15 protein-coding genes are annotated in these 17,186 nt (G+C 63.0%); 6 read left to right on the top strand and 9 right to left on the bottom strand.

Translation table 11 applies throughout. The features are described from left to right. Positions 1-3: 3 nt before the first annotated feature. From BLW21_RS13725 to BLW21_RS13715, 3 genes are all read right to left on the bottom strand, one after another. A complete protein-coding gene (locus BLW21_RS13725) occupies positions 4-1,164 on the bottom strand; it encodes an efflux RND transporter periplasmic adaptor subunit (RefSeq protein WP_092740978.1) in 1,161 nt (386 codons plus the stop codon). Between the two features lie 68 nt (positions 1,165-1,232). After that, entirely contained in the window at positions 1,233-2,924 is a 1,692-nt protein-coding gene (locus BLW21_RS13720; RefSeq protein WP_092740976.1) for a TolC family protein, read from the bottom strand. Between the two features lie 129 nt (positions 2,925-3,053). Beyond that, positions 3,054-3,668, bottom strand: coding sequence for a TetR/AcrR family transcriptional regulator (locus BLW21_RS13715; RefSeq protein WP_092740974.1), 615 nt, complete (start codon positions 3,666-3,668; stop codon positions 3,054-3,056). A 224-nt stretch (positions 3,669-3,892) separates the two neighbouring features. On the opposite strand from BLW21_RS13715, the gene ispF reads away from it, so the two are divergent. The 5 genes from ispF (at position 3,893) to BLW21_RS13690 (ending at position 8,964) form a co-directional block, all read left to right on the top strand. Further along, the gene (gene ispF / locus BLW21_RS13710) at positions 3,893-4,372 is read left to right on the top strand and encodes a 2-C-methyl-D-erythritol 2,4-cyclodiphosphate synthase (protein WP_092740971.1); all 480 of its coding nucleotides are present in this window, start codon (positions 3,893-3,895) and stop codon (positions 4,370-4,372) included. A 53-nt stretch (positions 4,373-4,425) separates the two neighbouring features. Next, positions 4,426-6,102 carry a M28 family peptidase gene (locus tag BLW21_RS13705; protein WP_092740965.1) on the top strand — a complete coding sequence of 559 codons (1,677 nt, stop codon included), beginning with the start codon at positions 4,426-4,428 and terminating at the stop codon, positions 6,100-6,102. 184 nt (positions 6,103-6,286) lie between these two features. Beyond that, positions 6,287-7,684 carry a LutB/LldF family L-lactate oxidation iron-sulfur protein gene (locus tag BLW21_RS13700; RefSeq protein ID WP_092740963.1) on the top strand — a complete coding sequence of 466 codons (1,398 nt, stop codon included), beginning with the start codon at positions 6,287-6,289 and terminating at the stop codon, positions 7,682-7,684. A gap of 41 nt (positions 7,685-7,725) precedes the next feature. Next, positions 7,726-7,851 carry a hypothetical protein gene (locus BLW21_RS21955; protein WP_262490445.1) on the top strand — a complete coding sequence of 42 codons (126 nt, stop codon included), beginning with the start codon at positions 7,726-7,728 and terminating at the stop codon, positions 7,849-7,851. A 78-nt stretch (positions 7,852-7,929) separates the two neighbouring features. Further along, positions 7,930-8,964, top strand: a complete 1,035-nt coding sequence (locus tag BLW21_RS13690) for a hypothetical protein (RefSeq protein WP_092740959.1) — start codon at positions 7,930-7,932, stop codon at positions 8,962-8,964. 12 nt (positions 8,965-8,976) lie between these two features. Here BLW21_RS13690 and sdaAA read toward each other — a convergent pair whose 3' ends face one another. The 3 genes from sdaAA to BLW21_RS13675 form a co-directional block, all read right to left on the bottom strand. Then, the gene (gene sdaAA / locus BLW21_RS13685; RefSeq protein WP_092740957.1) at positions 8,977-9,882 is read right to left on the bottom strand and encodes an L-serine ammonia-lyase, iron-sulfur-dependent, subunit alpha; all 906 of its coding nucleotides are present in this window, start codon (positions 9,880-9,882) and stop codon (positions 8,977-8,979) included. A gap of 241 nt (positions 9,883-10,123) precedes the next feature. Next, entirely contained in the window at positions 10,124-10,582 is a 459-nt protein-coding gene (gene msrB / locus BLW21_RS13680) for a peptide-methionine (R)-S-oxide reductase MsrB (RefSeq protein WP_092740955.1), read from the bottom strand. 99 nt (positions 10,583-10,681) lie between these two features. Further along, positions 10,682-11,893 carry a hypothetical protein gene (locus BLW21_RS13675; RefSeq protein WP_139255212.1) on the bottom strand — a complete coding sequence of 404 codons (1,212 nt, stop codon included), beginning with the start codon at positions 11,891-11,893 and terminating at the stop codon, positions 10,682-10,684. Positions 11,894-12,010: 117 nt separating this feature from the next. On the opposite strand from BLW21_RS13675, the gene BLW21_RS13670 reads away from it, so the two are divergent. Beyond that, positions 12,011-13,519, top strand: coding sequence for an NAD(P)H-hydrate dehydratase (locus tag BLW21_RS13670; RefSeq protein ID WP_092740951.1), 1,509 nt, complete (start codon positions 12,011-12,013; stop codon positions 13,517-13,519). Between the two features lie 36 nt (positions 13,520-13,555). On the opposite strand, the gene BLW21_RS13665 is transcribed toward BLW21_RS13670, so the two are convergent. From BLW21_RS13665 to pafA, 3 genes are all read right to left on the bottom strand, one after another. Next, complete coding sequence (locus tag BLW21_RS13665) at positions 13,556-14,446, bottom strand: UbiA family prenyltransferase (RefSeq protein ID WP_092740949.1); 891 nt, start codon at positions 14,444-14,446, stop codon at positions 13,556-13,558. A gap of 189 nt (positions 14,447-14,635) precedes the next feature. Beyond that, positions 14,636-15,220: an inorganic diphosphatase gene (locus tag BLW21_RS13660; protein ID WP_092740947.1), complete on the bottom strand. Its 585-nt coding sequence runs from the start codon at positions 15,218-15,220 to the stop codon at positions 14,636-14,638. Between the two features lie 192 nt (positions 15,221-15,412). Continuing rightward, on the bottom strand, positions 15,413-17,128 hold the full coding sequence (gene pafA, locus BLW21_RS13655) for an alkaline phosphatase PafA (RefSeq protein WP_092740945.1): 1,716 nt from the start codon (positions 17,126-17,128) through the stop codon (positions 15,413-15,415). Positions 17,129-17,186: the final 58 nt, after the last annotated feature.

The following is a 17,186-nucleotide window of genomic DNA, read 5'->3' as shown; positions in this document are numbered from 1 at the left end:
CAGCTATAAGCTAATCGATTGTCCCTCATTCAGGCTTTGGTAGCCGGCCGAGATTACCTGGTCGCCGTTCTGCAGGCCCTGGGTTACCTCTACTTTGCCGTTGTAGGTGTTGCCTACCTGGATAACCCGCTTGGCGGCTACTTTCTTGCCGCCCTTGTCGTCCACGACCAGCACGTAGCTGTTCTGCTCGTCGCGCTGCACCAGGTCAACGGGCAGTACGGTGGCGTTCTGGCGGTTGTAGTTCTCGATGCGCACGTTGGTCACCATGTTGGGGCGCAAGCGGCCGGCCTTACCCGGGTCGGCCAGGCGCAGCTCGATGGTGAAGGTGCGGCTGACGGGGTTGATGGTGCTCGTAACCACCCGCACAGTGGCATTCAGGTCGCTTTCGCCCAGGTCGGGAATGCTCACCAGGGCCTTGTCGCCCACCTTGATGCTGTTGGCGTAGGCCTCACTCACATCGACCACGATTTTGCCGCTACCGCTGCTGCTGAGCAGCTTCACGACCGGCGTACCGGGGGCCACCGATTCGCCCAGCTTGGGCAGCACGTCATCCACGGTACCCCCGAAGGGCGCCACCACGCGGTACAGGTCGCGCTGCTTGTTGAGGGTGGTCAGGTTGCTTTGCAGGGCGCGGTAGTTGTTGCGGGCCTGCAGAAACTGAATTTCGGTGCCAATCTGCTGGTCCCAGAGGCGCTTTTGCTTTTCGTAAATGACCTTGGCCAGGTCCATCCGCACCCTCAGTTCGGCCACGCTGGCGTCGAGCACCGAACCATCGACGGTGGCCAGCGTCTGGCCCTTGCGCACCTGGTCGCCGCGCTTCACGTTGAGCGTGGTGAGCGTGCCGGCCGCCCGGGCGGCCACGGTGGCGTTCTGGTCGAAATCAACCCGGCCCTGCACTTCGAGGTAGCTCCTGAAATCTTCGCCGGCCACCTTGATGACCGATACTGGCGTGGCCTGCAGCGCCACCTCAGCCTCTGAGGGGCCAGTTTTGGCTTCCAGCTCCGAAATTTTGGCTTGGTTGGCAGCCTGCTCACTCCTGAGCTTAGCGAGTTCCGCAGCCGGGTCTTTGGAGCCGCAGGAAATGGCTATTAAGCTGAGAGCCACTAAAAAGCTGTTAGCTGTTAACTGATAGCCGTTAGCTTTTTTCAAAAAGTTGAGGTTCATATGATGGAGAAGCAAAGAGTCATGGGAGAAAAAGCTAACAGCTAACAGCTCTCAGCTAACAGCTTACATTAGTTATTGGCTTTGCGGTACAGCACGCCGGTGGCCTTGTCGCGGTCGACTTTGGCTACCAGCACGTCGTAGAGGGCGGCGTAGTAGTTGGTCTGAGTTTCGCGCAGGCTGGTTTCGGCCGAAATCACCTCCAGGTTCGAGCCCACGCCCTCCTGAAACTTAATGAGCGAGACGCGGGCCACTTCTTCGGCCAGGCCCAGGTTGGCGCGCTGGTTATCGAGCACGTCGAGGGCGTTGATGAGGCTGGTGCGGCTCTGGGCATCCTGCAAATCGATGCTCTGGCGCAGCGTTTCGAAGCCTTTCTCAATGGTCTGCTGCTGAATGCGCGACTGTTGCACCAGGTACTTGCGGCGAAAACCATCGAACACCGGAATCTGCAGGCTCAGGCCCACGTTGCCGAACCCGAACCAGTTTTGGTTCGAGAAGCCGTTGCCCGTGCGCGAGTTGGGGCCGCGAAAGGCGAACAGGTCGCCGGCCGTCTGGCCCGAGCCCGAGAAGCCATAGGCGGCCGTGGCCAGCAGGCGCGGGTAGGCGCCGGCCCGGCGGTTGGCCAGGTCGAGGCCGGCCAGGGCCTGCTGCGTTTCGAGGGTACTGAACTCGATGCGGTTGTTGTAGTTGAAGGCGGCGGCCAGCTGACCGGTGCGGGCCCCGCTGAGGGCCGTTTGCTGGTCCTGGCTGCGCTGGGCGTCGCTGTTCGGGGTGATGGGGGCCGGGGCCACGGGCAGGTCGCCGAGGCCGTTGGCACCGCCGCCGGTGTTGAAATCGGCCCCGCCCAGGCTGCGGCGCAGGGTGCCGGCATCTACCAGGGCATTGCTCAGCGAGTCGGTCAACTGCACCGTCTGGCTCTGGGGCACGCCCATCTGAAACTTGAGCAGGGCCACGCTCAGCTCGGTGAGGCGACTGGCTTTCTGCTGCTCCACCACCAGGTTGTTGCGCTGCACCTGCAGGCGCTGCACATCCAGCTTCTCGGCGAAGCCCGCCTTAAACGTTTCGCTGGTCTGGTAGAGCAGCGTGTCGAGGCGCTGCACGTTGCGGGCCAGCAGGCTCAGCCGCTCGCGGGCTACCAGGGTGCTGTAGTAGGCCTTGCTCACCTGCTCCACCACGTCGATTTCGGCTTGCTGGGTTTGCTTTTGGGCCAGCTCCTCGTACACTTTGGCGGCTTTCAGGCCGATGAGGTAGGCCCCGTCGAACAGCAGCTGCGACACCGAGGCGCTGGTGTTGCCGGCCCACTGCAACCCGAAGGCAAACGCCTGGGGCGGCACCGGCTCGGTGGGCAGCGTAACGGTGCCCAGGTTCACCGTCTGCCCGTTCTGGGCCGCGGCAATGTCGCCGGGCGTGAGGGTGGTAGCCGACGCACCGCCGCCCAAAGCCCCGAAGTTCACCAGGCTCTTCTGCAGCTTGAAGTTGTCGGCCACATTGGCCGCCACGTTCACCTGCGGCAAACCCGCCGACCGGATTTCGCCCACTTTGGCTTTGGCCGTCTGCTCGGCCAGGCGGGTGGCCTGCAGCGTCGACTTGCTTTTGATGGCGTAGTCGATGGCCTCTTTCAGGCTCAGCGGCAGCGTGCCGATGCCCGGCGCTCCCAGCTCGGCGGGGGTGGCGGGGGCAGTTTGCGCCCGGGCCACGCCGGCGGAGGCCAGCAACAGGCCCGGCGCGGCGGCCAGCAGCAAAAGGCGAAGGTTATTTTTCATGAGTGACTTTTTGAGCTGTTAGCTATTAGCTGATAGCTAACAGCTTTCGGGCAGAAGTATGAGATACACTTGATTTATCGGAACATTAAGCTGACAGCTAGCAGCTAAAAGCTAACAGCTCAGAAAAACCTATTCTTCTTCCGTTACGTGGCGGTATTCGTTGACGAGCTTATGCCCCTTGAGCGTAACCATCCCCAGCAGGAAGTGCTCGTTGCAGGCCAGTTGCACCCGGGGCTGATTGAACTCAACAACCGGAAATATATCCTGGTCGAAGAGCACGTCGATCTGGGCCAGGCGCAGGCGGGAGAGCACCTCCACATCGAGGTCGGCGCGGTAGAGGCCCTCGGTCACCCCGCGGCGCAGGTTGGCCTGAATCTGGGCCAGGATGTAGTTGATTTTATGCGTGGAAAACAACTGCCAAGCCGCCGGATAATACTTGCGTAGGTCATGGATGGCCGTGGGGTTTACCTGGGCCATCTGGCGTTTGGCCCAATCCATGATCTGCACCATCTCATCCACGGCATTAAGGGCCGCGCCGGCAATGGTTTCGCACTCGCCCTGCACCCCGTTCAGGTGGTGGCCAATAACGGCCGACACGAGCTCGTCTTTGTTATCGAACCACTTGTAGAGCGTTTTTTTGGAGATGCCCAGATGACTGGCAATGTCATCCATCGACACCCCTTTAATCCCGTTGCGGGTAAAGAGGAGCAGGGAAGCGTGCTGAATTCGGTCTTTGATTTCCATAATAACGAGCGCAAAGGTACTACGGAAACTTTAAATGATTCCTAAGTTTCCATTAGTTTTTTGCTATTCCCTCCTGCGCTGCCCGCCACTGCTTTCCCGCTTGACGATTCAGCGGCTTTTTTACTTTAAAAGCGTGCTGATTTCTTTCAGTTGCCCGCCGCCGACACCCGTAACTCACCCTTGAAAACGTACCTTGCGGCTTCATTTCCTAGCTCGTATTTCCTATGAAAATCCGCACTGGCTTCGGCTACGACGTTCATCAGCTCCAGCCGGGGCTGCCTTTCTGGCTCGGCGGTATTCTGGTACCCCATACCCACGGGGCCCTGGGCCACTCCGATGCCGATGTACTCATCCATGTTATCTGCGACGCGCTGCTGGGCGCGGCCAACCTGCGCGACATCGGCTTCCACTTCCCCGACACCGATCCGCAGTACAAAGGCGTCGACTCGAAGCGTCTGTTGGCCGAAGTTGCGCGTCTGTTGCGCGAGCAAGGCTACACCATCAGCAACATCGACTCCACCGTCTGCCTCGAAGCACCCAAAGTCAACCCCCACATTCCCGAAATGCAGCGCGTACTGGCCGAGGTGCTGGGCATCGAAGCCGACGACATCAGCATTAAAGCCACCACCACCGAAAAGCTCGGCTTTGTGGGGCGGCGCGAAGGCGTGGCCGCGTATGCTTCGGTATTGATTGTAAAGGAGTAACCCGCACTTTTGCCAACCTACCACTATGTTCCCTAAGCCCCCCCAGTTCCACTATGCGTAACCCTTCCCTTTTCGCCTCCCTGCTGGCGGCCGGCCTCGTGGCGTCGTCGTGCGCTACCCAGCAGCCGCTCAGCTCGGCTACCAGCCCCACGGCTACCGCCACCGCAACTACCGCAGCGGCTTCCGGTGCTACGGCCTCCAGCGCCGACCTGCCCCGCAGCTACGCCGAAACCATCACCCAGGCCGATTTGCGCCAGCACCTCACCATCCTGGCTTCAGACGAATACGAGGGCCGCGAAACCGGCGAGAAGGGCCAGAAAATGGCCATGGACTACCTGGCCAAGCAGTTCGCCGACCTCGGCCTGCAGGGCCCGGTGAAGGGCTCCGACAACCCCTACATCCAGCACTTTACCATGGTGCGCGGCAGCTGGGCCGATGGCGCCATGCTCAAAATCGGGATTGACACCTACAAGTGGCTCACCGATTTCTACGCCCTCGGTGGTCAGGGCTTCGCGACTCCCACGGTCGTGCAGCCGGTTTTTGCGGGCTACGGCATCGAGCAGGACGACTACTCCGACTACAAAGCGCTGGGCGACGTGCAGGGCAAAGATCTGTTGATTATGCTGGGCGAACCCCAGACGGCCAAGGGCACGGCCCTGCTGGGCAAAGACGGCCAGAACAGCAAGTGGGGCCAGGATTTCCGGGCCAAGCTGGCCATGGCCACCCAGAAGGGCGCCCGCTCGGTATTCTTCGTCGATTTCGACCCCAACAGCAATTTCAGCAAGCTCGCGGCCCGCATGACGCCCTACATCAGCCGGCCGAGCATTGCCTTCAAGGATACCAAAGAGGGCAGCACCCGCCCCACGGCCTACTTCGTGTCGCCGGCGGTGGGCTACAAGCTACTGGGTACCAACGCCCCAAGTGTACGCAAGTATGCAGCGGACGTAACGTCGGTTGGTAAGCCGGTATTTGGCTCGTTCAAGCCCGCCAAGGCCACTGTGCTGGCCCCGCGCAAAAACGAGGATTTCGTTACCGAAAACGTGATGGGCTACCTCGAAGGCACCGACCGCAAGGAGGAGCTCATGATTCTGTCGGCGCACTACGACCACATCGGCATCATTAATGGCGAGGTGCACAACGGCGCCGACGACGACGGCTCGGGCACAGTAACGGTGCTGGAAATGGCGCAGGCCTTCCAGAAAGCCAAGGCTGAAGGTCACGGCCCCCGTCGCAGCATCCTGTTTCTGGCCGTTACGGGCGAAGAAAAGGGCCTGCTGGGCTCGGAATACTACACCGACCACCCCGTTTTCCCGCTCGAAAGCACCGTAGTCGACCTGAATACCGACATGGTGGGCCGCACCGACAAGGACCACGAGGGCAAATCGGACTACGTGTACGTTATCGGCTCCGACAAGCTCAGCTCGGAGCTGCACACCATTCTGCAGGCCCAGAACGAGAAGTACGTTCAGATGGACCTCGACTTCCGCTTCAACGACCCCGAAGACCCCAACCGCTTCTATTACCGCTCCGACCACTACAACTTCGCCAAGCACGGCATCCCGGTGGCCTTTTTCTTCAACGGCGTGCACGCCGATTACCACGGCGCGGGCGACGAAGTGGAGAAAATCGAGTTTCCGAAAATGGAAAAACGCGCCCGCCTCGTGTTCTACACCGCCTGGGACCTGGCCAACCGCGACAAGCGCATTGTAGTCGACTCGAACAAGAAGTAGCCTAGCTGTTAGCTGTTAGCTGTTAGCTGTTAGCTGTTAGAAAGAAACGTCATTCTGGACGAAGCCAAGAGCTTTGACGCGCTAAAACGAGTCGTTATTCCGATATTCGTTGAGGCGTGAAAGGTTCTTGCTTCGGCAGGATGACGTTCTTTTTGTTTAGCCTATTCAACGATTCCCCATTGCCATGAAGCCCACCGCCGCCCCCGCCCCGACCAAAGCTGCCCAGTTTTTGGTGGATACCGACCGTAAGGCCTTCGACCTGGAACACCGGCGCAAAATCCGCTTCAATATCGGCAAGTACAACGCGGCGGTAACCACCGGCATGGATTTCTACGCCGACCACGAGCTGGCCCGCAGCCGGGCTTCGTACCTGAAAACGGAAGTTATCAACCACCTCGATGAGTACCTGCTGCAGTTCGAAGAGAACTTCACCAAGCGCGGCGGCAAGGTGATTTGGGCCCAGGATGCGGAAGAGGCCCTGGCCGAAGTGGGCAAAATTATGGAGCGCCGCAAGGCCCGCACCGTGGTGAAAGCCAAGAGCATGACCACGGAGGAAATTCACCTCAATGCGTACCTGGGCAAGCGCGGCATCGAGTCGGTCGAGACGGATTTGGGCGAGTTCATCGTGCAGCTCAACGGCGAGCGGCCCTACCACATCGTAACGCCCGCCATGCACCTGAGCAAGGCCGATATTGCCGCTATCTTCGTCAAGCACCTCGGCATAGCGCACACCGACGACGCCCAGGAGCTCGTGCTCACGGCCCGCCACCTGCTGCGCGACAAGTACACGGCCGCCGAAGTAGGCATCACGGGCGGCAACTTCCTGGTGGCCGATACGGGCGCGGTTTGCGTGACCGAGAACGAGGGCAACGCCCGCCTCTCGGCCACGTTTCCGCACACGCACATTGCCATTGTAGGCATCGAGAAGGTGATTCCGCGGCTGCGCGACCTGGATTTGTTCTGGCCGCTGCTGAGCACCAGCGGCACCGGCCAGCAGCTCACGGTGTACAACACCATTTACACCGGTCCGCGCCAGCCCCTGGAAAAGGACGGCCCCGAGGAAATGTTCGTAATTCTGCTCGACAACGGCCGCACCAACCTACTGGCCCAGCCCGAGCAGCGCGAGGCCCTCAACTGCATCCGCTGCGGCGCCTGCCTGAACGTGTGTCCGGTGTACAAAAACATTGGCGGCCACAGCTACGAGGCCACGTACTCGGGGCCCATCGGTTCGGTTATCACGCCCCACCTTTCGGGAATGGAGGAAAACAAGCACCTGAGTTTCGCCAGCAGCCTGTGCGGGGCCTGCACCTCAGTGTGCCCGGTGAAAATCCCGATTCATAACCTGCTGCTCAAAAACCGCCAGCAAAGCGTGCAAGCCGGCTACACCGACCCCGAGGAGCGCCGCGCCATCAGCCTGTGGCTGCACGGCATGAAGCACCGCTGGGTCTGGGACCTGGCCCCGGCCGCGGCCAAGAACTGGGTGCTCAGCCGCCTGCTGGGCCAGACGGGCTGGAGCAAGCGCCGCAACGCCGTGCACGTAGCCCCTAAAACGTTCCGGCAGCTGTGGAAGGCGCGGGGGTAACGCTCGTCCTCGGCCACCGCCTGGGCCTACCCCCATCCCGCGTGCGGCGCCTGCTGGCCAGCATAGGGCATGAAGCCAAGGTGCAGGACCTGCTTGAACGCTCGTTTCTGCCCGAGGAACTGAAGTTACGGTATGCGGGCGTGGTGGCCGACCGGCGGCAGCGGTAGTTGAGCGGCGGTGCCTAGCCAACCCCCACGGCCCGGCAGCAGTACAAGACGGGCGGCCGGTTAGTGGCTCGCTTTCCTATGCTGCAACTACTACTTAAGCCGCTGGTTTTCGGGGGCGGAATTTTGCTGATTCTTATCACCGTGCTGTCGGCGGTGCGCACGTTGGTACTACCGCGCAACGAGAACGTGCTGATTAACAGCTGGATATTTACCGGTCTACGATTCGTATTCGATACTGTGGCCGCACTAGGCCGCACGTACGCCCAGCGCGACCGGGTAATGGCCCTGTATGCCCCCATCGGGCTGGTGGCCCTGCCGATAGTGTGGCTGGCAATGCTGAGCGTAGCCTACACGGGTATTTTTTGGGCGTTGGGCGAAGGCAACATCGACCGCTGCTTCCGCATCAGCAACAGCTCCTTGCTCACGCTGGGCTCTGAGGAACCCAGCCGCAACCTGTGGGCCAACATGATGTCGTACTCCGAGGCCATGCTGGGGCTGCTGCTGCTCACGCTGCTGCTATCCTATTTGCCCACCATGTACCAGGCTTTCTCCAGGCGCGAAATAGCCGTGTCGCGCCTGCAGCTGCGGGCGGGTAGCGAGGCGTCGGCGCTGGAGCTGGTGCTGTGGATGAACCGCACCGGCTCGTTGGGCGACGACCGCACGCAGTGGCAGGATTGGGAGCAGTGGTTTGTGGAAATTGAGGAGTCGCATACGTCCCTGCCCATCCTGTCGTTTTTCCGCTCACCGCAGCCCGGCCGGTCCTGGGTCACAGCTTCCGGCCTCATCCTCGACGCAGCCGCCCTCATTGCCAGCAGCGTTCAGCAACCCCGCGACCCACACCTGACGCTGTGCTTCAAGGCCGGCTGCATTGCCGTCAACCGCGTGGCCCGCTTTTTTCACTACGAAGAGCCGGCGCCCGAACCCAACGCCCCCGCCAGCCACCTGCCCACACCCGAAGCCGGCTTTCAGGAGTCCTACCAAAGCCTGCGTGAAGCCGGCATCCCGGTTAACGACGAAGCGGCGGCCTGGGAACAGTACCACCACCTAAAGGCCCGCTACAGCGGAGCCATTGCTTTCCTCAGCAAGCTTATTATGGCCCCCGGCGGTGAATGAGCGGAAATTACCCTACTCCCCGTCCTCGTCGGGCAGAATCTGAACGTCCTGCACGAGAACCATCTTCTCGATTTCGCGGCCGCGGGCGGTGTTGGCGAGGCCGCCGAGGGCGGTTTCCTTGTAGCGGGTTTCCATGCTTTCGCCCACTTCGCCCAGCGCCGCCACGCACTGATCGACGGGAATTACGGGGTCGACGCCGGCAATGGCAATCTGGGCCGAGCTGAAGGCAATGGCCGCCGCCGAGGCGTTGCGCACCACGCAGGGTACTTCCACCAGGCCGGCCACCGGGTCGCAGATAAGGCCCAGCATGCACTGAATGGTGATGGCGACGGCCGCAAAAACCTCCGAAACCGAGCCGCCCAGGCAGTATACAATAGCTCCGGCACCCATGGCCGCGGCCGAGCCGGTTTCGGCCTGGCAGCCGCCCACGGCCCCGGCCAGCGAGGCGTTCTGCTCGATGATGAGCGCAATGCCCGCCGCCACCAGCAGCCCTTCCAGAATGGCGCGGTCTTCGAGCTTATGAATATCCTGGAGCGTAACCAGCACGCCGGGCAGAATGCCCGAGGCGCCGGCCGTGGGCGCGGCTACCACCCGGCCCATGCACGAGTTCACTTCCTTGGCTCCCAGCGCCCGCGTAACGAGGTTTTTGAACTCTGGTGAGAGTACCGTGATGGGCGAGGCGGCAATTTTTTTGGCCCCGTTGTTCACCATGCCCGAGCGCGAGGTCATGTCCTGGGTGAGGCCGGTGTGCACGGCGTCGCGCATCACGTCGTAGGCCCGCTGCAGGCCGTCCCAGATCTGTTCTTCGGTGCGGCCTTTCTGTTCCACCTCGTAAGTAAGCACGGGCAGAAAAAGCGGTTCGTTGGTGGAGGAGCAGTGGGTCTGCCAGCTACGGAAATCGGTGAAGAGCAACGACATGGGTGGGGTAGGAAAGTGGAACGGGGCGGAACCGCGCTCCGGGTGGCGGGCAAGGTAGTACGCGCATAACCAAGGCGGCGCGGTGGGGGTGCAAAAATCGGCAGAAATTACGCAGTATCGGCTATCGGGTGACGGCCTTTAGGGCCGGCCCGCTGCGGCAGCGGCCCGCGCTGGCATAGCAAAGCCCTTCCGCGAAGAGCGAAAGGGCTTTCAACAGAATTTACGGCGCTGCTGGCGGCGCTTAGGCTTCCTGCTGCTGGCTTACCAGCTGCACGCTGGCCGAGTTGATGCAGAGCCGCACGCCGGAGGGAGCCGGGCCGTCGGGGAAAGCGTGGCCCTGGTGGGCGTCGCAGGTATTACAGAGCACCTCAATGCGCGTCATGCCGTAGCTGGTGTCCTTCTTGTAGCGCAGGGCGTTTTCGGTAATGGGCTGGGTAAAGCTGGGCCAGCCGGTGCCCGAGTCGAACTTGGTGGTGGAGTCGTAGAGGGGCGTAGCGCAGCCGATGCAGGCGTAGAGGCCTGCCTCGTGCGCTTCGCAATGCTCGCCGCTGAAGGCCCGCTCGGTGCCGTGCTCGCGCGTAACGTGGTACTGCTCGGGCGTGAGCTGGGCGCGCCACTCGGCGTCGGTTTTCTCTACGCGCTTAGCAGGAGCCGGGCTGCCGTGGTTGGCCAGCCGGATAATATCGTTCCAGGTTTGCATAAGGGGTCAGGTTAGATGAAAGCGGGCCGCCGGGCGGCCCGGATTACAAACGCGCCAGCCGGGCCGGAAGTTTCTGGCGGCCTGCCCGGTCACCCCTTATCAGCGCTGCAACGACCAGGTCTGCGTGCGGCCCGCCGGGCCTTTGGCTACCAGCGTATAGCGCCCTTTGCCCAGGGCCAGGGCTTTCCGGTCGGCAGGTCCCTGCAGCTCTACCACATCTACCGGCACGGCCGTGGCCAGGTCTTCCCGCGTATCATAGGCCAGCACCAGGCAGGGGTAGCCCACAGTCAGCGGCTCTTTAAGCAGCACAGGCTGCCGGTCGTTGGTAAACGTCCAGTTGGGTCGGCCCGACTGGTAGGTAGTGCGCGGGTGGTACACACTCACGTCCACCGATTTATTGGAGTCGGCCCCACCGAAAGGCTGGCCCTGGGCATCGAGAAATACGGCGCTTTGGGCGGCTTTAACCAAGTGGTAGCGTGCATACTCGCCGCCCGGTGTACCGGCTTCGGTGAGAGTTGTCTGGTCGATGGTGAGCGGGTTGATGCCGGTGTAGGCCTGCAGGTAGTGGGCCATAGCGGGTTGCGTACCCATGCCCATAAGTCCTTCGCTCGCGTGGGCAAAACCGCAGTACACCAGTATTTTCGCTTTCGGGTCGGCTTGCAGAATCCGTTGGATGTTGCGGGCCTCGGCCATTTCGCGGGTTTGCACCTGCGCGTTCAGGTCTCCTTCGTGCGAAAAGCCGTGGTCGTAGGCCACCAGCTTGAAGCCCGAACGGGCAGCCGTGCGCAGCAAATGGGCGAATTGCGGCTCCTTGGTGTAGTAGCCCGTGGCCCGCGTCGGGTAGCCCCGTTGGTTAAGCAGCGTGTCCTGCTCATTCAGCGCTTCCACGGCGAAGTAACGATAGCCCAGCCTGGCCAGTTCGGGTAGCAACTCCGCCGCGAAAGCCCGGTGCCGGGGGTTGTGGTGGGCTTCGTTGAGGATGACCAGCTGCTCGGTGCGGGCCCGGCGCAGAATATAGTCGCGGGCCGCGACGGGTTGCAGGGCCACAAAAGCCGCGCTGTCAGGGGCCGATGCGTAGCGCACAGGCCGCGCCGCGCCGTACGGGGCCTCCCAGGCTTCCAGCGCCGCCTGATATTCGCCAATGTACGATAAATCCCAGGCAGCAAACTGGTTGGCCCCCGGCTTGCCGCTCCGCGCCTCCTGCTGAATGACGGCGGACGGTTTGTACTCCTTGGTTTCCTGGGCCTGGGAACAACCCGCCAGCGCAAGTAAGGAGAGCGTAAGAAGGAGGAGGCCGGGTGGCTTTAGCATTTGCATAACTAATAAATTAGTTATAAAATACCTAGCGGGTTGCCCGGAATAAATTCTGCGGCCGGCTTACTTGCACCAATCAACCTACGGGCGGCGCGCAGCGTTAGCAACAGCACGATGAAGCTCCTCTCCCCCGCCCAGACCCGCGCCCTCGACCAGGCGACCATCCGGGCCCAGTACACCACCTCCACGGCCCTCATGGAACGGGCCGCCGATGCCGTTACCAACTGGTTGCTCAATGAGCTGCTACTCGACTATGACACCGAAATCCACGTGTGCTGCGGGCCGGGCAACAACGGCGGCGACGGGCTGGTGGTGGCCCGCAACCTGCACCGCGCCGGTTACCGCGTGCACCTTTGGCTGCTGCCCGCGGCCCGGCATTCCCCCGACTTCACCCACCAACAGCAGCAGCTCCCGGCCGGGCTGGCCGGCCAGCAAATATCCCCCAACCAGCTGCCGGCCATTGCGGCCGGGGCAGTGGTAGTCGATGCCCTATTTGGCACCGGGCTGAGCCGGCCGCTGGAGGGTGCGGCCGCAGCACTGGTACGGCATATCAACGATTCGGGGGCGATGGTGGTGGCGGTGGATATGCCCTCGGGCCTTTATGCCGATGCGCCCCAGCCGGCCGACTGCGCGGTGGTGCGGGCCGATTTCACGCTCAGCTTCGAGCTGCCCAAGCTGGCTTTCCTGCTACCCCAGAACGCCGGTTTCGTGGGCGACTGGCGGCTGTTGCCGATTGGGCTGGACCAGGAGGTTATCCACAATACTGCGGTGGACAGGTTTTTTGTAACGGCCGACGAGTTGCGGGGACAGCTGCCGAAACGGCCAAAGTTCAGCCATAAGGGCACCTTCGGGCACGCGCTATTGCTGGCGGGCAGCAAGGGCAAGATGGGGGCGGCGGTGCTGGCTACCCAGGCCTGCCTGTGCGGCGGCGCGGGCCTGGTCACGACCCGCGTGCCGGCCGCGGGCTACGACATCCTCCAGATTTCGGCCCCCGAGGCCATGTGCCTGACCGACCCGGACACCGACTGCATCACCGAGCTGCCCGACCTCGCGCCCTACGACGCCGTAGGCATCGGGCCGGGGCTGGGCCAGCACGACGATACCCGCATGGTGCTGCGGCAGCTGCTGGAAACGGCCCAAGTGCCGCTCGTGCTCGACGCCGACGCGCTGAACCTGCTGGGGGCCTACCCCGACCTACAGAACCTGCTGCCGCCCAATTCGCTGCTTACGCCCCACCCCAAGGAGTTCGAGCGCCTCGTGGGCGAGCCCGCCCGCGACGACTACCACCGCCTGGACCAACTGCGCGACTTTGCGGGCCGCACCCGCTGCTACTGCGTGCTCAAAGGGGCCTACACCGCCCTGGCCGCGCCCGATGGCACCCTCTACTTCAACAGCACCGGCAACCCGGGCATGGCCACCGGCGGCAGCGGCGACGTGCTGACGGGCCTGCTGCTGGCACTACGGGCCCACCGGCACCTCTCGCCCCTCACCGCCGCCCTGCTGGGCCTGCACGCCCACGGCCGCGCCGGCGACCTGGCCCTGCCCCACACCGGCCACGCCGGCCTGCTCGCCTCGGATATCGTGCGGTTCATCGGGCCGGCGCTGGAGGAGCTGATGGGTTGAACGATGTAGAGACGCATATTGGCGTCTCTACATCGTTCAGCTCACTGCCAGCCACACGGCCACGAACTGCACAACCATCACGCCATCGGTGAGCAATGCAAAGTAGTAGTCGGGGCGCGACTCCTCGGCGTACCAGAGCACGGCGGCGGCCAGGGCCAGCGGCAGCACCAGCGCTACGGCGTGGCCCGCCGACACGCCCGCCGGCACCAGCAGCGCCGCCCCCAGCAGGGCCGCCAGCCCCAGCCACTTGGTGGCCCCAACGCCCAGCAGGCCCGGAAACGTGCGGGTGCCGGTCAGACGGTCTTTGCTGTAGTCGCGGATGTCGAAGACCAGGGCCAGGGCCAGAATAAGCAGGAAGCGGCGGGCGAAGAGCACCAGCACCACCGGCGACGCCCAGGCCCGGCCCAGGTACAGGGCGGGTATCCAGACGGTTACGGCCGCCCACACGTAGGCAATGAGGAACACCTTCAGCAGCGGCAGGTCGCGCAGGGCCCACCAGCGGCCCTGGCGGCGCACCAGCGGCATCGAGTAGAGCATCGAGATAAGCGCCAGATGCCCCCCGAACAGGGTGAGGGGGCGGAGCCGGGCATCGGTGAGGTAGAGGCCGCCCGCCACCGCACCGGCCGCCACCGTGAGGGCCAGCAGCTGGGGGCGGTGCGCCCGAATCCATTGCTTGCGGCGGGTGGCGCCGGGCAGCTGGCCGTGCTTGTAGGGCAGCACGCTATCGAGGTTGTACAGGAAGAGGGTGGCGGCAAAAATCAGCCCCCCCAGCCGCACCGAGATGTGGACGCCCCAGAACAGAAACGTGGCCCACATCAGCCCCAGTGCCGCCACCGACAGCCATACGCTGCTATACAGCACCGCATCGAGGGCGCGGCGCCACGCGGCGGCGGGCGGGGCAGGCGGGGCGGGGACAGCGGGTTCCATGCGGGCAAGTTAGAACGTGGCGGAGGGCTACGAAAGCGGCGGCACGAGGTCGGCAGAACGATGTAGGGGCGGGGCTTGCTCCCGCCCGCCGTCGAACTACCCCATTAGCCGGCTGAGAGCCATCGGTGGGTTTGTTCAACGGCGGGCGGGGGCAAGCCCCGCCCCTACGACGTCGTGCTGGTTGCGCTTCTACCCGTTCTGCCCCTCTTCGGTCAACACTTCTTTGTGGTCGTTGCCGTTGGGGAAGGTTTCGTTGTAGAGCTTGATGCTCTCATCGATGATGCGGTAGGCCTCCTCACGGGGCAGGAAGCGCTGCACCGTTACCGACTTGTGCTCCAGCGCCTTGTAGTCTTCGAAGAAGCGCTGCATCTCGCGCAGGGTGTGCGGCGGCAGGTCGTCGAGCTCGTTGTAGTGATTCACCGAGATGTCGTGGGCGGCTACGGCAATGATTTTGTCGTCTTCCTCGTCGCCGTCTACCATCTGCATCACGCCGATTACCTTGGCTTCCACCAGGCACATGGGCACGATTTCCACCGAGCACAGCACCAGAATGTCGAGCGGGTCGTTGTCGTCGCAGTAGGTTTTGGGGATGAAGCCGTAGGCGGCCGGGTAATGCACGGCCGAGAACAGCACGCGGTCCAGTTTCAGCATGCCGCTGTCTTTGTCCAGTTCGTACTTGGCCTTCGAGCCCTTCGGGATTTCGATAATGCCGGTAACGGTTTGGGGGACGTTGTCGCCGCGGCTTACGTCGTGCCAGGGGTTGAATTTGGCCATTTTTTGGAGCTATTAGCTGTCAGCTACTAGCGGTTAGCTTGAAAGTGGGTAAATACAGAAAAGCCGGCAGGCCGTAACCGGCTGGCAGTAGTGCCAGCCAGATAGCCTATCCGGGCAACAAAGGTAAGCGCTAAAAAGCCGATATAAGAACGAAAGCTAACAGCTAACAGCCAATGGCTAACAACTCAAAACTCACCAGCCCAGCACCTCGCGCAGCGGCTCGCCGGTGTTGGCGCTCGGCTCCTGAATGTGGAGCCAGCGCGCCAATGTGGAGGCAATATCGGTAATCTTCGCCGGAGCCGACGACTTGCCTGGCTTCACGCCCCAGCCCCAGAACACCAGCGGCACGTGCGTGTCGTAGGCGCTGCCCGAGCCGTGGGTAGTGCCCTTGTTCACAGGGTAGGCGTACGATTCGAGCCAGCCGGGGGACAACACCACCAGCACGTCGCCGCTGCGCTTGGGGAAGTAGCCGTTCTCCAGGTTCATCAGCAGCCCGCTTTCCCAGTGCGACTTCTGCACATCCTCGGCGGCCAGCGCCCGCGTTACGCCGGAAAACTCCAGCATCAGCTCGGCCGTTGTGCGCTGCACCTGATAGAGGTCGAGCTTTTTCTGAGCGATGAGCGGGCGGTTGAGGTACACCTGCTGGTTTTCGTAGCTCAGCACCCACTTGCCGGGCCCCAGGCGGCGCACCAGCTGCTGCTGCACCGAGTCGCGCATGAGGCGCGGGCCCACCGAGCCGGCCGGCAGCTTGTTGGCCAGCAGGAAATTGGGCGAGTGGGCGGCGGCGTGGTCGGCGCTCAGGAACACTAGCGCCTGCCGCTTGCCCACCGTTTTGTCGAGGTAGTCGAAGAGCCGGGCCAGGTCCTGATCGAGGCGCAGGTAGGTATCTTCGGCCTCAATCGAGTTGGGCCCGAACTGGTGGCCCACGTAATCAGTCGAGCTGAAGGATAGGGCCAGGAAGTCGGTGGTGCCGCGCTGGCCCATCTGCTCGGCCTGCAGGGCGGCTAGGGCAAAGTCCAGGGTCAGCGAGTTGCCGAAGGGCGTGGAGCGGATGAGGTCGAGGTCGCGGACGGGGGCCGTTTTCTCACCCGTGGCCTGCAGCGCCCCCTTCACGGCGGCCGGCAGCCGGGCGCTCAGGCGCGGCAGGTCGTGCGGAAACACCGGCCGCTCCTGCCCCCGGAACGGCGCTTCCCACTCCACATCGTCGGCGGTGCTTTCGGTGTACTGGGCAATGGGCAGCAGCGTGTTCCAGGGCGAGTCGAGGTACTTTAGGGCCCGGCCTTCGGCGTTGAAGGCGGCGGCCCAGGCCGGCAGCTGCTGCATGTAGTGGGTGCTGCTGATGAAGGCCCCGTTGCTGCCGTCGTACCAGTAGGCGGCGTTGGCGGCGTGGCCGGCCGGCAGAATCGAGCCCCGGTCTTTGATGCACACGCCCAGCACCTTACTCTCAAAGTTGGTGGCCAGCCGCAGCTCATCGGTGATGGTGGTAGACAGCATATGGGCCGGCGACTGTTGGCCGGCTTCCATAGAGCCGCCCACGGACTGCACCTGCTTGTCTTCGGTGACGTAGGTGGCCTTGCCGGTTTCGCGCACCAGCCAGTTGTTGCCGATGATGCCGTGGCCCGAGGGCGTGGCCCCGGTATAGATGCTGGCGTGCCCCGGCCCAGTGTAGGTGGGCACGTAGTTGTAATGGGTGTTCTCGTAGCTGAAGCCTTCGCCCAACAACCGCTTAAAGCCGCCCGAGCCGTACTTGCTCCAGTAGCGGTATAGGTAGTCGTAGCGCATCTGGTCCACCACAATGCCCACCACCAGCTTTGGGCGTTCCAGGGTGGCGGCGGCTTGCTTCTTCTTCTGGGCAAAGGCGGGCAGCGCCAGGGTGGCGGCCAGCAGCAGGGTCAGGCGTATTTTCAAGGCAGGGGTTGATAAGGCCACCGCCCGAAGACGACGGGCGGTTCAACAGGCAAAGGTA

It is taken from the genome of Hymenobacter psychrophilus (assembly GCF_900107135.1).
In the GTDB taxonomy this organism is placed as follows: Bacteria; Bacteroidota; Bacteroidia; order Cytophagales; family Hymenobacteraceae; genus Hymenobacter; species Hymenobacter psychrophilus.
This window is presented reverse-complemented; position numbering and strand designations above follow the sequence as displayed.

Coding starts and splice junctions, on each gene's coding strand:
- BLW21_RS13725 (WP_092740978.1), bottom strand. CDS start 1,164: ATGAACCTCAACTTTTTGAAAAAAGCTAACGGCTATCAGTTAACAGCT.
- BLW21_RS13720 (WP_092740976.1), bottom strand. CDS start 2,924: ATGAAAAATAACCTTCGCCTTTTGCTGCTGGCCGCCGCGCCGGGCCTG.
- BLW21_RS13715 (WP_092740974.1), bottom strand. CDS start 3,668: ATGGAAATCAAAGACCGAATTCAGCACGCTTCCCTGCTCCTCTTTACC.
- ispF (WP_092740971.1), top strand. CDS start 3,893: ATGAAAATCCGCACTGGCTTCGGCTACGACGTTCATCAGCTCCAGCCG.
- BLW21_RS13705 (WP_092740965.1), top strand. CDS start 4,426: ATGCGTAACCCTTCCCTTTTCGCCTCCCTGCTGGCGGCCGGCCTCGTG.
- BLW21_RS13700 (WP_092740963.1), top strand. CDS start 6,287: ATGAAGCCCACCGCCGCCCCCGCCCCGACCAAAGCTGCCCAGTTTTTG.
- BLW21_RS13690 (WP_092740959.1), top strand. CDS start 7,930: ATGCTGCAACTACTACTTAAGCCGCTGGTTTTCGGGGGCGGAATTTTG.
- sdaAA (WP_092740957.1), bottom strand. CDS start 9,882: ATGTCGTTGCTCTTCACCGATTTCCGTAGCTGGCAGACCCACTGCTCC.
- msrB (WP_092740955.1), bottom strand. CDS start 10,582: ATGCAAACCTGGAACGATATTATCCGGCTGGCCAACCACGGCAGCCCG.
- BLW21_RS13675 (WP_139255212.1), bottom strand. CDS start 11,893: ATGCTAAAGCCACCCGGCCTCCTCCTTCTTACGCTCTCCTTACTTGCG.
- BLW21_RS13670 (WP_092740951.1), top strand. CDS start 12,011: ATGAAGCTCCTCTCCCCCGCCCAGACCCGCGCCCTCGACCAGGCGACC.
- BLW21_RS13665 (WP_092740949.1), bottom strand. CDS start 14,446: ATGGAACCCGCTGTCCCCGCCCCGCCTGCCCCGCCCGCCGCCGCGTGG.
- BLW21_RS13660 (WP_092740947.1), bottom strand. CDS start 15,220: ATGGCCAAATTCAACCCCTGGCACGACGTAAGCCGCGGCGACAACGTC.